This is a genomic window from Pseudomonas sp. SDI, from assembly GCF_003105155.1.
GTDB lineage: Bacteria > Pseudomonadota > Gammaproteobacteria > Pseudomonadales > Pseudomonadaceae > Aquipseudomonas.
Map to the genome: position 1 here is coordinate 47748 of NZ_QETK01000014.1, position 15205 is coordinate 62952.

Here is a 15205-nt window from a genome sequence, read left to right on the forward strand (position 1 = left end):
GGTCAGACAAGGAGTGAATGACACTGTATGACTTGCCTGGGTAAAAGAGGCACATGCGTGCCTGCCAGTACGGCAAGGGGCGCAATTGTAGAGAAGGCCCGAAGCACAAGCAAGGAAATTGGTGAATATTTGAACAGCCTTAAAAGCATCGCGGGACGAGCCCGCGATTAGGATCAGGCCTTCGCCTTGGCCTGGCGCTGACGCACTGCTTCGAACAGGCACACCCCGGTAGCCACCGAGACGTTCAGGCTGCTGACGCTGCCCGCCATCGGCAGCTTCACCAGGAAATCGCAGTGCTCGCGGGTCAAGCGGCGCATGCCCTTGCCTTCGGCCCCCATGATCAGGATGGTCGGCCCGGTCAGGTCCTGCTGGTACAACTCCTGCTCCGCCTCGCCGGCGGTACCAACGACCCACAGGCCGCGCTGCTGGAGTTTCTCCAGGGTGCGTGCGAGGTTGGTCACGGCCACCAGCGGAATCACTTCCGCCGCGCCGCAGGCCACTTTTCGCACCGCTGGGGTCAGGGTCGCCGACTTGTCCTTGGGCACGATGACTGCCAGCGCCCCCGCCGCATCGGCAGTCCGCAGGCAGGCGCCGAGGTTGTGCGGGTCGGTCACGCCGTCGAGCACCAGGAGCAAAGGCGCCGTTTCGGTGCGATCGAGCAGCTCTTCGAGCATCGCCTCGCCCCACACCTGGCTCGGGCTCACCTCGGCAACCACGCCCTGGTGCACGCCTTCGACCCAGGCATCCATCTCGCGCCGCTCGGCCTGGCCGATCGACACGCGGTTCTGCCCGGCCAGCTCTACCAGCACCTGGACCCGCGGGTCGCTGCGCCCCTCGGACAACCAGATCTGCTTGACCCGCTTGGGGTGATGCCGCAACAGGGCTTCTACGGCGTGAACGCCGTAGATCTTTTCCAACTGACTCATGACTTGCCCTTGGGTTTACGTGAGGCGGAACCGGCTTTCGGTGGCCCCTTGCGATGCTTGGTCGGTTTACCCGACGACGGTTTGGCCGGCTTGCTGCTGGCGCCGCCATGCTTGGCGTCGGACATCAGCGCCTTTTTCATTTCCCGGCTCTTGCGCACTTCGGCGTTGGCCGCTGCCGCGTGGGACGGGAAGTAGGCTTCGGCGGTTTCGCTCTTCTTGCTACGGCGGGACGGCTCGGTGGCCGCCGACACCTGCTTGGCCGGCGCAGCGGCGGGTTTGTCGGCCACGGCAGCCGGCTTGCCTTCGCGGTTTTTCCGACCGATTGGCGCGCTGAGGGTTTTCTCGGCCATTTCGAAGTCGATCTTGCGCTGTTCGAGGTCGACGCGCATCACCCGCACTTCCACCGTATCGCCCAGGCGGAAACTGCGCCCGGTACGCTCGCCGGCCAGGCGATGGTGAACCGGATCGAAGTGGTAGTAGTCACCCGGCAAGGCGCTGACATGCACCAGGCCTTCGACGTAGATGTCGGTCAGCTCGATAAACAGGCCAAAGCCGGTCACAGCCGTGATCACGCCCGGGAAGCTCTCGCCGACGCGGTCTTTCATGTACTCGCACTTGAGCCAGTTGACCACGTCGCGAGTGGCCTCGTCGGCACGCCGCTCGCTCATCGAGCACTGCTCGCCCAACTGCTCCAGGGTGTTTTCGTCGTACGGGTAGATCCGCGCTTTCGGGATGCTCATCGCGCCAGCGCGCTTGACGTGCGGGGTTTCCTGGCGCGAACGGATCACGCTGCGGATGGCCCGGTGGGTCAGCAGGTCGGGGTAACGGCGAATCGGCGAGGTGAAGTGGGTGTACGCCTCGTAGTTCAGGCCGAAGTGACCGTTGTTGTCGGCGCTGTAAACCGCCTGGCTCAACGAGCGCAGCATCACCGTCTGGATCAGGTGGAAGTCCGGGCGATTGGCAATCTGCGCCAACAATGCCTGGTAATCCTTCGGCGACGGACCCTCCTTGCCCTTGTGCAGGTGCAAGCCCAGCTCGCCGAGGAAGGCACGGAGTTTTTCCAGGCGCTCCGGCGGTGGACCATCGTGCACCCGGTACAACGCCGGGATCTCGTGCTTCTTGAGGAATTCGGCAGTGGCCACGTTGGCCGCCAGCATGCACTCTTCGATCAGCTTGTGAGCATCGTTGCGCACCGTCGGGCGAATTTCGGCGATCTTGCGCTCGGAGCCGAAGATGATCCGGGTTTCCTGGGTCTCGAAGTCGATCGCACCACGGGCGTGACGGGCATCGAGCAGCACCTTGTACAGCGCATACAGCTGCTTGAGGTGCGGCACGACCTGGCTGTACTCCTCGCGCAGCGCCTTGCCCTCACGGGTGCGGGCGTGTTCGAGCATGCTGCTGACCTTGTTGTAGGTCAGACGCGCATGGGAATGGATCACCGCTTCGTAGAACTGGTAGTCGACCATCTGGCCGGACTTGTTCATGGTCATCTCGCAGACCATCGCCAGCCGGTCGACGTGCGGGTTCAGCGAGCACAGACCATTGGAGAGCTCTTCCGGCAGCATCGGGATAACGCGCTCGGGGAAGTACACCGAGTTGCCCCGTACCTGCGCTTCGGCGTCCAGGGCAGAGCCCAGGCGCACATAGCTGGAAACGTCGGCGATGGCCACGTACAGACGCCAGCCACCGGAGAACAGGCGCAGTTTGCCCAGGCTCTCGCAGTACACCGCGTCGTCGAAGTCGCGCGCGTCTTCACCGTCGATGGTGACGAACGGCAGGTGGCGCAGGTCGATGCGCTTTTCCTTGTCCTTCTCTTCCACTTCCGGCTTGAGCTTGCGGGCTTCCTTGATCACCGCTTCCGGCCAGACGTGCGGGATGTCGTAGCTGCGCAGCGCCACGTCGATTTCCATGCCCGGCGCCATGTAGTTGCCGATCACTTCGACAATGTCGCCCTGCGGCTGGAAGCGTGGGGTTGGCCAGTGGGTGATCTTCACCTCGACGAACTGACCGATCTTCGCCCCGCCGTTACGCCCCGGAGTCACCAGTACTTCCTGCTGGACCTTCGGGTTATCGGGGGTGACGAAGCCGATACCGCCTTCTTCGAAGTAGCGGCCAACGATGCTTTCGTGGGCACGCGAAATCACTTCGACCACCACGCCTTCGCGGCGGCCACGGCGGTCGACGCCGGACACCCGGGCCAGCGCCCGGTCGCCGTCGAACACCAGGCGCATCTGCGCCGGGCTGAGGAACAGGTCTTCGCTGCCGTCGTCGGGAATCAGGAAGCCAAAACCGTCGCGGTGGCCGGAAATGCGCCCAAGGATCAGGTCCAGCTTGTCTACCGGGGCATAGGTGCCGCGCCGGGTGTAGATCAGCTGGCCGTCACGCTCCATGGCGCGCAGCCGGCGACGCAGGGCCTCGATCTGGTCCTCGGTGGTCAGGCCGAATTCTTCCACCAGCTGCTCGCGCGCAGCTGGGGAGCCACGCTCGTCGAGACGCTGCAGGATCAGCTCACGGCTAGGAATAGGGTTTTCGTATTTTTCCGCTTCACGAGCGGCCTCGGGATCGAGGGACTGCCAATCGGCCATTAGGAGGGGTTCACCTTGTCTATATAAGGGTTAGTTTGGCATAGGCGTATTGAAACCGGAAATGTCAGGCTTGGACAGCCCCGCCAGGGCTCCCTGAATGCAGCTAAAACTGCTCAAGGAACAACGACTTGAAATTTTTAAGTTTTTTACCAAACGGGGCTTTACAGCCCCCTGAGGCATCCGTATAGTGCGCACCACAACGACGGACAGCGTCGTTATAGTTGAGAAGCGGCGGGATGTGAAGCATCCTAGTAGCCTCAGCGAAATTGCCCAGATGGTGAAATTGGTAGACACGCCAGCTTCAGGTGCTGGTGACCTTACGGTCGTGGAAGTTCGAGTCTTCTTCTGGGCACCAATTTCAAATTGCAGACTGCTTAAAGCGTCTGGAATTTACGCGACACGCTACACTGTTTTCTGTTTCAATGCTTCAAATTTGCCCAGATGGTGAAATTGGTAGACACGCCAGCTTCAGGTGCTGGTGACCTTACGGTCGTGGAAGTTCGAGTCTTCTTCTGGGCACCATATTCTAAAGAAACCCGCGAAAGCGGGTTTTTTTATGCCTGCGATAACCCCCCTCCTCGTCAAAACGGCCAATAGCGTGCTCATGAATTTTTTCACATGGGCGTACTTGAGAAACTATATCGTTTATCATTGTTTCAAAATTTGTAGCCCGCAAGCGAGGAAATACCCGCATGACGATCCGCATCAACCCGATTGTGCGCGGCCTGGCCGTTTCCCTTCTTGGTCTGGCTCTCGGTGCACCGGTTGCCCTGGCAGCCGATCCGGTGAGCCTGACCCTGTACAACGGTCAACACAAGGAAATCGGCGAAGCCATCGCCAAGGCCTACGAGGCCAAGACTGGCATTCATATCAATATCCGCAAGGGCAGCAGCAACCAGTTGGCCAGCCAGATCGAAGAGGAAGGCGCTCGTTCGCCGGCCGACGTGATCTACACCGAAGAGTCGCCACCGCTGAATAATCTGGGCGAAAAAGGCCTGCTGGCGACAATCGACGAGTCCACGCTGCAAGTGCTGCCCAAGGAATACGTCGCCAGCAACGGCACCTGGATGGGCGTGACGGCGCGCACTCGCGTGGTAGCGTTCAACCCGAAAGTGATCGACGAGAAAGACTTGCCACCGTCGGTCATGGACTTCGCCAATCCCGAGTGGGACGGCAAGATCGGTTTCGTACCGACCAGCGGCGCCTTCCAGGAACAAGCCGTGGCCATCCTCAAGCTGCACGGCCGCGACGCTGCCGAAGAATGGCTGACCGGCCTGAAGGCGTTCGGCAAGACCTACACCAACAACATGGTCGCCCTGAAAGCCGTGGAAAACGGTGAAGTGGCCGCCGTCCTGGTGAACAACTACTACTGGTATGCCCTGAAGAAAGAGCGCGGCCAGCTCGACTCCAAACTCTACTACCTGGCCGATGGCGATGCCGGTGGCCTGGTAACCATCTCCAGCGCCGCCGCAGTCAAAGCCAGCAAGCACCCGCAGGAGGCCCAGGCGCTGCTGGCCTGGATGGCCAGTGAAGAAGGCCAGCGCGTGATCACCCAGACCACCGCCGAGTACCCACTGCATAAAGGCATGGTCTCCGACCAGGGCCTGAAGCCGTTCGAGGACCTGCGTCCGCCCAAGGTCACTCCGGCCGACCTGGGTAATGCCGAAGAAGCCCTGGCACTTGAACGCGAAGTCGGCCTGCTCTGATGAGTGCCGCCCTGCCTGAACAGGCCTTGACCCGCTTCGTCCCACGGCGCAAGCGCCCGTCGGTATGGGTAGTGCTGCCGGTACTGCTCCTGGTCTGCCTGAGCCTGCTGCCACTGGCCTATGTCGGACTCAAGGCCTGGCAGGCCGGCTGGCACGAAGCGTTTCGCCTGCTCTGGCGGCCGTTCGTCTGGGGCCTGATGAAGAACACCTTGCTGCTGATGGCCGGGGTAACCGCCGCGTGCATGGTCATCGGCCTGGCCCTCGCCTGGCTGCTGGAACGCAGCGACCTGCCAGGACGGCGCTTGTGGGGGGTGATCCTCTGCCTGCCGTTTGCCGTGCCAGCGTTTGTCAGCGGCTTCACCTGGGTGTCGCTCAGCCCGAAATTCGAAGGCCTGGGCGGGGCAATCCTGGTCATGGCCCTGTCGAAATACCCACTGGTGTTCCTGCCGGTGGCAGCGACCCTGCGCAACCTCGATACCTCGCTGGAAGAATCGGCGCGCACCCTGGGCTTCAACCGCTGGGGCGTGTTCTGCCGGGTCACCCTGCCCCTGCTGTGGCCGTCGATTCTCGGCGGCAGCCTGCTGATCGCCCTGCACATGCTGGTGGAGTTCGGCGCACTGTCGATTCTTGGCCTGCAAACCTTCACCACCGCGATCTACCAACAGTTCGAACTGGAATTCAGCAACGCCAATGCAGCGATGCTGTCGGCCGTGTTGCTGTTCATGTGCCTGCTGCTGCTGTGGTTCGAGCTGAAGGTCCGCGGCAAGGCACGGCACGTACGAATTGGCCAAGGCGTGGCGCGCCGCGCGGCACCGATCCGCCTGCGCAGCTGGATGCCGCTGGGGCAGTTGTTCTGCGGCGGCCTGGCACTGTTGGGCAGCGGGATTCCGCTGGGCATGCTCGGCTACTGGCTGAGTGTCGGTTCGTCGGCGGCGTTCCCGGTGGCGGCGATCAGCCAGGCGCTGCTCTCGTCGCTGTCGCTGTCGCTGGGCGGCGCCGGGGTGAGCCTGTTGCTGGCCTTGCCGGTGAGCTTCCTGGTGGTGCGCTACAAAGGCAAGCTGGCGATCTGGGCCGAGCGCCTGCCGTACCTGTTGCACGCACTGCCAGGGTTGGTGATTGCACTGACACTGGTGTATTTCGCCCTGCACTATGTGCCGGCGCTGTACCAGACCACCGGCTTGCTGCTGTTGGCGTATGCCTTGCTGTTCCTGCCGTTGGCGCAGGCGCCGGTGCGCACCGCGCTGAACAAGGCGGCACCGCAACTGGAAGAGGCGGCGCGCACGCTGGGCGCCACACCGTTCACGGCGTTCTGCCGGGTGACCTTGCCGATCATTTTCCCGGCGCTGGCAGCAGCATTTGCGCTGGTGTTCCTGGATGCGATGAAGGAGCTGACGGCGACCTTGCTGCTCAGCCCGACCGGGATGACCACGCTGGCGACCGAAGTGTGGGCGCACACCGCCAACGTCGAGTTCGCGGCGGCGGCGCCGTATGCGGCACTGCTGATCGTGGTGTCGGGGCTGCCGGTGTATCTGCTGACGACGCGGATGTACCTGAACCGCGCCTAAAAGCATCGCGGGACGAGCCGGGTCGCCGCACCGCCGCTCCCACACGAATCACAGCGTTCCCGTGGGAGCGGGCTCGCCCCGCGATGAGCCCGCTCCCGACTAGATCAAGCCCTGAACTGCCCCAAGCTGGCCTTCAGTTGCCCCGCCAGATCATCGAGCACCTTACTACTTGCCGTGGTCTGCATCACCACCTGCGCCGCGCGCTCAGCCTGGGCATGGATGGTCTCGACCCGCCCACGCACCGCCTGCGCACCCTGCGCCTGCTGCTCCGCCGCCCGCGTCGCCAGGCCAATCGCTGCATGCACCTGCTCCACCGACGCCTGCACGCTCTGCTGCAAGCGCGCATTGTCGCGCAGCACCAGCAAGCCTTCGCTGGCCTGACGCCCAGCCTGGCTGATCGCCGCCACAGCCTCCTTGGCCCCCTGCTGCAATGCACCGATATGCGCCTGAATGTCCCCGGTCGAACTCTGCGTCTTGCTCGCCAGCGCCCGCACCTCGTCGGCCACCACGGCAAACCCACGCCCGGTCTCGCCAGCCCGCGCCGCCTCGATCGCCGCGTTCAACGCCAACAAGTTAGTCTGCTCGGCAATCCCATGGATCACCGTCAGCACCACCTCGATCTGTTCGCTCTGCTCGGCCAGCCGCTCGATCACCTTGGAGCCGGTCTGCACCTGCCCCGCCAGCGTCTCGATCAGCCCTGCCACTTGCGCCGAGGTGCGGCTGTTCTCGTCGGTCGCCCGGCGAATATCCACCACCTGCTGCAAGGCCGCCTGCATCGCCTGGCTTTCCGCCTGCGCCTCGTCGGCCATGGTCGACAGTGCACGCAAGCTCTCCGCCACCTCGTCGCGCTGCAATTCGGCCGCGGCATCGGCGCCAGCGTTGCGCTGGGTCATGGTACCGATCTCGACACCGGTACGCTGCGCCACCTCGCCCGCCTCGCGCACGATCGGCTGCAGCTTGTCGACGAACTGGTTGACCGCCGCCGCCATGTCGCCAATCTCGTCGCGGCTGTCGATCTGCACACGCTTGGTCAGGTCGCCCTCGCCCGCGGCCAGATCGTTGAGCGCAGCGATCAGCAAGCGCAGCTTGTTGACCACCCGCCGCCCAAGCACCACCGCCACTACCAGCAGGACACCCAGGCCGACCAGGGCCAGGCCCACGCCAATGTTCCAGCGCAGGGTGGCCGCCGCATCCTGAACGCTTTGCGAGGTGCTCGCCTGCATCCCCGCCGCACTCGTCTGCGCCGCCTCCAGCCGCGCCCGCAGGGCCTTGTTGCTGTCGGCCGCAGCGCCTACCAGGCTGTCGGCAACCAACTGGTCGCCACTGGCAATCAGGGCCGAGAAGCGCTGGTCGAGGGCCTTGAGCTCATGATCGACCGACGCCGTGGACACCCCCATCAGCACCTTGCCGATCTCCACCCCATTGGGGTTGATCGAGGCTTCGACGACGTACACCGACGGGTCGTTGCGGGCCGCCTCCAGCACCTTGTCCAGCGCCCGCTCGCCCTTGCCTTTTTCCAACAGGGCCTGGTTGATCGGGTTCTGCCGGTTCAGGTAACGGGTCAGGTGCTCGCCCTGGGCGTCGTCATAGACCACGAAGAGCACATTGGGATTGCGCTGGGCGCGCCGGGAAAACTCCGACAGGGTCGGTACATCGTTATCCCACATGGCCCGCGGTGCAACGGAGGCCAGCAACTCGGCCATGTCATTGGCCGAGTCCTTGAGGTTTTTCTCAAGGGTGCTGCGCAGTTGCGCCTGCTCGTCTTCCAGACGGGCTGACAACCCTGCGCTCAGACGCTGCCGGGTGCTGGCCGAGAGGCTTTCCAGCCCGGAGCTGACCTCCTTGCCCGCCTGCTCCAGCTCGGACGACAGTTTCTGGCTGTCAGCAGCCAAACGATTGCCCAGATCGGCTTCAAGATGGGTCACTGTGCTCCGGGTCAGCGCAACCGCGACCAGCACCTGCACCAAAAGAGCGATACCAAGGGCAACAAAAACAGGCCGCAATAGGCGGCTTCGTAACAGTGAGAGAACGGCGGACACAAGAGAACCCTCTACAACTGGGGCCACTATAGTGATGGCATCCCTGGAGCGATTCTTACAGCAAAGGTTGTGCCGGGTGGCCGACAGAAACGACAAAGGCCCCTAAAAAGGGGCCTTTGCGATTACACCTAACGTGTATCAGGCAAACGGATGGCGCAGCACGATGGTCTCGTTGCGGTCCGGGCCGGTGGAGATGATGTCGATCGGCGCGCCGACCAGCTCTTCCACACGCTTGATGTAGGCACGGGCATTAGCCGGCAGCTCTTCCAGGGTTTTCGCCCCCAGGGTCGACTCGCTCCAGCCCGGCATTTCTTCGTACACCGGCTCCAGGCCGATGTAGCTGTCGGCGTCGGTCGGCGCGTCGATAACGGCACCGTTCTCGTTCTTGTAGCCAACGCAGATACGGATGGTTTCCAGGCCGTCCAACACGTCCAGCTTGGTCAGGCACAGGCCCGAGATGCTGTTGACGTCGATAGCGCGACGCAGGATAACGGCATCGAACCAGCCGCAACGACGGGCACGACCGGTGGTGGCACCGAACTCATGACCACGCTTGGCGAGGAACGCACCGACGTCGTCGAACAGTTCGGTCGGGAACGGACCGGAACCGACGCGAGTGGTGTAGGCCTTGGTGATACCGAGGATGTAGTCCAGGTACATCGGCCCCACACCCGAACCAGTGGCGATGCCGCCAGCGGTGGTGTTCGAGCTGGTGACGTACGGGTAGGTACCGTGGTCGATGTCCAGCAGCGAGCCCTGGGCGCCTTCGAACATGATGTCTTTGCCGGCGCGACGCAGGTTGTGCAGTTCGGCGGTGACGTCGAGCATCATCGGCTGCAGCAGCTCGGCGTATTCCATGCACTCGTCCAGGGTTTTCTGGAAGTCGATGGCCGGCTCTTTGTAGTAATTGACCAGCTGGAAGTTATGGTAGTCCAGCAGCTCACCCAGCTTGGCGGCGAAACGCTCGCGGTGGAACAGGTCACCGATACGCAGGCCACGACGGGCAACCTTGTCTTCGTAGGCTGGGCCGATGCCGCGACCGGTGGTGCCGATCTTCTGCTCGCCACGGGCTTTTTCGCGGGCCTGGTCCAGGGCAACGTGATAGGACAGGATCAGCGGGCAGGACGGGCTGATACGCAGCCGCTCGCGCACCGGTACGCCTTTCTCTTCCAGCTTGGTGATCTCACGCAGCAGGGCGTCGGGAGCCACTACCACGCCGTTGCCGATCAGGCACTGCACGCCTTCGCGCAGTACGCCCGAGGGGATCAGGTGCAGCACGGTTTTCTCACCGTCGATCACCAGGGTGTGACCCGCATTGTGGCCACCCTGATAGCGCACTACGGCGGCAGCATGTTCGGTCAGCAGATCAACGATCTTGCCTTTGCCCTCATCACCCCACTGGGTGCCCAGGACTACGACATTCTTACCCATAACACTTGTCCTCATTCGCGCAAACTTGGCGCCGGCCCATGCCGGCGGGGAATCTCAAATGGCCAGCGGCAGAACCTGCCAAGACCCGTTTTGCTGAATCAATTGCCGATCGCAGTCCGCCTCGATGGCGGCTTTTTGCGGCTGCCCAGGCAGCGCCTGAACCACCCGCTGACCCTCACTGCGCAATTGGCAGACCAACTGCCAGAGTGCCGCATCGCTGCTGTCGGGCATCCAGATCCCGCCAGACGGCAACACGACCTCGGCTCGCCCCAGTGTGACCAGGGTCTTCAAATCCGTGGAGAAACCGGTGGCCGGACGTGCCCGGCCAAAGTCTGCTCCGATGTCGTCATAACGACCGCCCTGGGCGATCGACTCACCGACGCCCGGCACGAACGCGGCGAACACCACGCCCGTGTGGTAGTTGTAGCCGCGCAACTCGCCCAGGTCGAAGTACAGCGGCAGGTGCGGATACCGCGCCGCCAGCCGTTCGGCAATGGCCAGCAGGTCGTCCAGCGCCGCCAGTACCGCCGCCGGGGCACGGCCCAGGCGAACGCGGGCCGCTTCCAGCACTTCGCGACCGCCACACAGCTCGGTCAGCGAACGCAGCATGCCAGCCAGGTCCGCCGGCAGGTTGGCGGTCAGCTCGATCACTTCGTCGACCGCCTTGCGCTGCAAGGCGTCGAACAACTGCTGCTCGACCGATGGCGGCAAGCCAGCGGCGCGAGCCAGGCCACGGTAGATACCGACATGCCCGAGGTCCATGTGCACATCCGGCACGTCGGCCAGCTGCAGCATCGCCAGCATCAGGCTGATGATCTCCACGTCGCTGACCGGGCTCGCATCACCGTACAGCTCGGCCCCCAGCTGGATCGGGCTGCGCGACGTCGACAGGGCCCGCGGCAACGCATGCAGCACGCTGCCGGCATAGCACAGGCGGCTCGGCCCCTCACGGCGCAGGGTGTGCGCATCAATGCGCGCAACCTGTGGCGTGATGTCGGCACGGAAGCCCATCTGCCGGCCCGATTGCGGGTCGATGACCTTGAAGGTCCGCAGGTCCAGGTCCTGGCCGGCACCGGTGAGCAGCGATTCCAGGTACTCGATATGCGGGGTTACGACGAACTCGTAGCCCCAGCTCTGGAACAGATCCAACACCTGCCGACGCGCAATCTCGATACGCGTCGCCTCAGGTGGCAGTACTTCTTCGATGCCATCTGGCAGCAGCCAGCGGTCTACCGTTGCCATTACGCCATTTCCCCTATGGTCCGGGCGGCCAGCCGTAGGGCGAGCCTTGAGTGGAGCAGGTGTCGGCAAACAATGACGCGCAGCACCGATTCCAGCGCTACCGCCGTTCCAACACCCTCTAATACCTTGCGCCGCGCTGCCGTCCCGGGCTGATTTCAGCCAATCGATCTTGCAGACGCAAAAAAGCCGGGAATTTCCCGGCTGCCGCATCATACACCCGTTTTCACGCGGGATCACCCCACCAGACGTTTTAGCCGCCCGGCGGGGTGTTCTGACTTACGGTTTGGACTTGCCCATGAACTTGAAGAAGTCGCTGCTCGGGTCGAGCACCAGCACGTCGCTCTTGTCGGCAAAGCTCTCGCGGTAGGCTTTCAGGCTACGGTAGAACGCGTAGAAATCCTGATCCTGGCCGTAGGCCTTGGCGTAGATCGAAGCAGCCTGGGCGTCGCCGTCACCGCGGGTCTCTTCAGACTCACGATAGGCTTCAGCCAGCAGCACACGCCGCTGACGGTCGGCGTCGGCGCGAATACCTTCGGCCAACTCGTTACCCTTGGCGCGGTGCTCGCGGGCTTCACGCTCACGCTCGGTGCTCATCCGCTCGAACACGCTGCGGTTCACTTCTTTCGGCAGGTCGATGGCCTTGACGCGAACGTCGACCACTTCGATGCCCAGTTCCTTGCTGGCCATGCGGTTCAGCGAGGCGGTGATGTCAGCCATCAGCGCGTCACGTTCACCGGAAACCACTTCGTGCAGGGTGCGCTTACCAAACTGGTCGCGCAGGCCGCTTTCCAGACGACGCGACAGGCGCTCGTCGGCGATCTGCTTCATACCCGAGGTAGCGGTATAGAAGCGCTCGGCGTCCTTCACCCGCCATTTGGCGTAGGCGTCGACCATCACCGCTTTCTTCTCCAGGGTCAGGAACCGCTGGGTCGGGGCGTCGAGGGTCATCAGCCGGGCGTCGAACTTGCGCACCTGGTTAACGTACGGCACTTTCACGTGCAGGCCAGGCTGGACATCGGCCTGCACCACACGACCGAATTGCAGCAGTACCGCACGTTCGGTTTGCGCGACGATGTAGAAGCTGTTCCAGGCCACGATCGCCAGCACCACGCCAACGATCAGGGCGATCAGCGATTTATTGCTCATCAGCGGCTCTCCCTAGTACGCAGCTCACGGGTTTGCTGTTGCAGATCCGATGCTGCGCGATTGGCCGCATCGTTGGCCGATGGCGGCACGCTGCCGACCGGGGCAGCGCCCGAACGGCTGCTGTCGATCATCTTGTCCAGCGGCAGGTAGAGCAGGTTGCTCTGGCCGTCCTTACCGGAAACCAGGACCTTGCTGGTGTTGCTGTAGACTTCCTGCATGGTGTCCAGGTACAGGCGCTGACGGGTGACTTCAGGCGCCTTGCGGTACTCGGCTACCAGCTTGGTGAAGCGGTCGGCCTCACCCTTGGCACGCGAGATGACTTCATCGCGGTAGCCGTTGGCATCCTCGATGATGCGCTGCGCCTGACCACGGGCCTCTGGCACCACGCCATTGGCGTAGGACTCGGCCTGGTTGCGCGCACGCTGTTCGTCTTCACGGGCGCGGATCACGTCGTCGAAGGCTTCCTGTACTTCACGCGGGGCTGCCGCGCTCTGTACGTTCACCTGGGTCACGGTGATACCGGTACGGTAGGTGTCGAGGAAGCGTTGCAGACGCTCCTTGATTTCCACCGCCATCTGCTCACGACCTTCGGTCAGGACCTTGTCCATCGCGGTGGAACCCACCACGTGGCGCAGCGCACTGTCGGTGGCGTGCTGCAGGCTAACTTCAGGCTGGTCGACGTTGAGGACGAAGTCCTGCAGGTTGCTGATCTTGTACTGCACGGTCAGCGGCACCTCGACGATGTTCTCGTCCTCGGTGAGCATCTGCCCCTGCTTGGTGTACGCCCGCTCACGCGTGACGTTTTCCATGTATTTGCGATCGATCGGCGGGAAGTAGATGTTCAGGCCCGGCCCTACGGTTTCGTAGTATTTGCCGAAGCGCAGGACAACGGCCTGCTCCTGCTCGTCCACCACATACACGGCGCTGTACAGCCAGATGGCCGCCAATACGGCCAGGCCGACACCGAGCAGGCCGAAGCCAGCGCCCTTGCCGCCGCCGTTGTCACCGCCACGTTTCTTGCCACTGCCGAACATGCCGTTCAGGCTATCCTGCAGCTTGCGGAAGGCTTCGTCGAGATCCGGTGGCCCTTTCTTGTCGCCGCCACCGCGACGCCCACCCCAAGGATCCTGATTATTCGAGTTGCCACCCGGCTCATTCCAAGCCATAGCGCTCTCCATCTGATAAAGCAAAGACGCGCCCACGGCGCGCCGTCCAATGCTACAGAATGCCTGTCACGGCTGCCCGACCGCTTCGCCGGGCTTTTATTGCAAAGTGTGTTGCTCGATGAACACCGAGGGTTCAATCCCCTCACGGCTGACCAGGCGATTCAACTCGACCCGGGACACCCGCACCGCCAGCAGGCTGCTGCCTTCATCGTCATGCTCTTCGCTTTGCACCGCACCGAGCGCAAAGAATTGCGCACGCAAGCGGGCAAAACGCTGTTCCAGGCGCAAGGTACCGACAAACAGGTCATCCCCCAGCAACTCGGCAATCGCCTGCCCCACCAACTCCAGACCACGACCGTCGCGAGCCGACACCCAGACCCGCTGCGGCTTGCCATCGGCATCGCGCTGGATCTGCGGCTCGACGCCCTCAAGCAGGTCGAGTTTGTTATACACCTCAAGGATCGGCAAGCCTTCGGCACCGATCTCGCCCAGCACCGCCATGACCTGCTCGATCTGTTCCATGCGGTCCGGCTCATGGGCATCGATCACGTGCAGCAGCAGGTCGGAGTTGCTCGACTCTTCGAGCGTAGCCCGAAATGCCTCGACCAGCTTGTGCGGCAGGTGACGAATGAAGCCCACGGTGTCGGCCAGTACGATCGGCCCGACGTCATCCAGTTCGAGCCGGCGCAGGGTCGGGTCGAGGGTGGCGAACAGCTGATCGGCCGCATACACCTCGGATTCCGTCAGGGCGTTGAACAGGGTCGACTTGCCGGCGTTGGTGTAACCCACCAGCGACACCGACGGGATATCCGCGCGCTTGCGCCCGCGCCGCGCCTGCTCGCGCTGGCTGCGGACCTTCTCCAGGCGTGCCTTGATCTGCCGCAGGCGAACCCGCAACAGACGCCGGTCGGTTTCCAGCTGGGTTTCACCCGGGCCGCGCAGACCGATACCGCCTTTCTGCCGCTCAAGGTGAGTCCAGCCGCGAACCAGCCGCGTGCTCATGTGCTCGAGCTGGGCCAGTTCCACCTGCAACTTGCCCTCGTGGGTACGTGCACGCTGGGCGAAGATGTCGAGAATCAGGCCGGTACGATCAAGCACGCGACACTCGAAAATACGTTCGAGGTTACGTTCCTGACTGGGCGTGAGGGTGTGATTGAAAATCACCAGATCGGCGTGTTCGGCCTTGACCAGGTCGCGAAACTCTTCGACCTTGCCGCTGCCAATCAGGAATTTTGCAGTGGGCTGATGTCGCGCCACATTTGCGAACGCGACAATATCGGCGCCGGCCGATAGTGCCAGCTCCCGGAACTCCTGCGGGTCTTCGCGCGCCTCAGGGCTCTGACCTTCCAAGTGAACGAGGACCGCTCGTTCACCACCACCGTGGCGCTCAAAGAACAAA

Annotated in this window: 10 protein-coding genes and 2 tRNA genes; 4 read left to right on the top strand and 8 right to left on the bottom strand. The window is 63.2% G+C overall.

The genetic code is table 11. From position 1 onward, the window contains the following. Positions 1-173 precede the first annotated feature (173 nt). Both rlmB and rnr read right to left on the bottom strand, forming a co-directional pair. Positions 174-926, bottom strand: a complete 753-nt coding sequence (gene rlmB, locus DCO48_RS11415; protein ID WP_116550715.1) for a 23S rRNA (guanosine(2251)-2'-O)-methyltransferase RlmB — start codon at positions 924-926, stop codon at positions 174-176. Then, positions 923-3511: a ribonuclease R gene (gene rnr, locus DCO48_RS11420; protein WP_116550716.1), complete on the bottom strand. Its 2589-nt coding sequence runs from the start codon at positions 3509-3511 to the stop codon at positions 923-925. The genes rlmB and rnr overlap by 4 nt, the downstream gene beginning before the upstream one ends. A gap of 268 nt (positions 3512-3779) precedes the next feature. Here rnr and DCO48_RS11425 point away from each other — a divergent pair. The 4 genes from DCO48_RS11425 (at position 3780) to DCO48_RS11440 (ending at position 6782) form a co-directional block, all read left to right on the top strand. Further along, positions 3780-3866, top strand: a tRNA-Leu gene (locus DCO48_RS11425). Positions 3867-3946: 80 nt separating this feature from the next. Continuing rightward, a tRNA-Leu gene (locus tag DCO48_RS11430) sits at positions 3947-4033 on the top strand. Between the two features lie 170 nt (positions 4034-4203). Then, complete coding sequence (locus tag DCO48_RS11435; RefSeq protein WP_116550717.1) at positions 4204-5217, top strand: extracellular solute-binding protein; 1014 nt, start codon at positions 4204-4206, stop codon at positions 5215-5217. Further along, positions 5217-6782: an iron ABC transporter permease gene (locus DCO48_RS11440; RefSeq protein WP_116550718.1), complete on the top strand. Its 1566-nt coding sequence runs from the start codon at positions 5217-5219 to the stop codon at positions 6780-6782. The genes DCO48_RS11435 and DCO48_RS11440 overlap by 1 nt, the downstream gene beginning before the upstream one ends. A gap of 104 nt (positions 6783-6886) precedes the next feature. Here the strand turns inward: DCO48_RS11440 and DCO48_RS11445 are convergent, their stop codons facing one another. The 6 genes from DCO48_RS11445 to hflX form a co-directional block, all read right to left on the bottom strand. Further along, on the bottom strand, positions 6887-8821 hold the full coding sequence (locus DCO48_RS11445; protein ID WP_116550719.1) for a methyl-accepting chemotaxis protein: 1935 nt from the start codon (positions 8819-8821) through the stop codon (positions 6887-6889). Positions 8822-8959: 138 nt separating this feature from the next. Continuing rightward, positions 8960-10252 (bottom strand): adenylosuccinate synthase, encoded by a 1293-nt coding sequence (locus DCO48_RS11450; RefSeq protein ID WP_116550720.1) that lies wholly within the window; start codon positions 10250-10252, stop codon positions 8960-8962. A 54-nt stretch (positions 10253-10306) separates the two neighbouring features. Next, the gene (locus tag DCO48_RS11455) at positions 10307-11494 is read right to left on the bottom strand and encodes an ATP phosphoribosyltransferase regulatory subunit (RefSeq protein WP_116550721.1); all 1188 of its coding nucleotides are present in this window, start codon (positions 11492-11494) and stop codon (positions 10307-10309) included. Positions 11495-11770: 276 nt separating this feature from the next. After that, on the bottom strand, positions 11771-12640 hold the full coding sequence (hflC, locus tag DCO48_RS11460) for a protease modulator HflC (protein WP_116550722.1): 870 nt from the start codon (positions 12638-12640) through the stop codon (positions 11771-11773). Beyond that, a complete protein-coding gene (hflK, locus tag DCO48_RS11465) occupies positions 12640-13806 on the bottom strand; it encodes an FtsH protease activity modulator HflK (protein ID WP_116550723.1) in 1167 nt (388 codons plus the stop codon). Before hflK ends, hflC begins: the two co-directional genes overlap by 1 nt. A 96-nt stretch (positions 13807-13902) precedes the next feature. Further along, positions 13903-15204, bottom strand: coding sequence for a ribosome rescue GTPase HflX (gene hflX / locus DCO48_RS11470; protein ID WP_116550724.1), 1302 nt, complete (start codon positions 15202-15204; stop codon positions 13903-13905). Position 15205: the final 1 nt, after the last annotated feature.

Bases quoted from the DNA above. Each gene is read 5' to 3' on its own strand.
- DCO48_RS11440 (WP_116550718.1), top strand. From the start codon at position 5,217: ATGAGTGCCGCCCTGCCTGAACAGGCCTTGACCCGCTTCGTCCCACGG.
- rlmB (WP_116550715.1), bottom strand. From the start codon at position 926: ATGAGTCAGTTGGAAAAGATCTACGGCGTTCACGCCGTAGAAGCCCTG.
- DCO48_RS11435 (WP_116550717.1), top strand. From the start codon at position 4,204: ATGACGATCCGCATCAACCCGATTGTGCGCGGCCTGGCCGTTTCCCTT.
- hflK (WP_116550723.1), bottom strand. From the start codon at position 13,806: ATGGCTTGGAATGAGCCGGGTGGCAACTCGAATAATCAGGATCCTTGG.
- DCO48_RS11455 (WP_116550721.1), bottom strand. From the start codon at position 11,494: ATGGCAACGGTAGACCGCTGGCTGCTGCCAGATGGCATCGAAGAAGTA.
- rnr (WP_116550716.1), bottom strand. From the start codon at position 3,511: ATGGCCGATTGGCAGTCCCTCGATCCCGAGGCCGCTCGTGAAGCGGAA.
- hflC (WP_116550722.1), bottom strand. From the start codon at position 12,640: ATGAGCAATAAATCGCTGATCGCCCTGATCGTTGGCGTGGTGCTGGCG.
- DCO48_RS11450 (WP_116550720.1), bottom strand. From the start codon at position 10,252: ATGGGTAAGAATGTCGTAGTCCTGGGCACCCAGTGGGGTGATGAGGGC.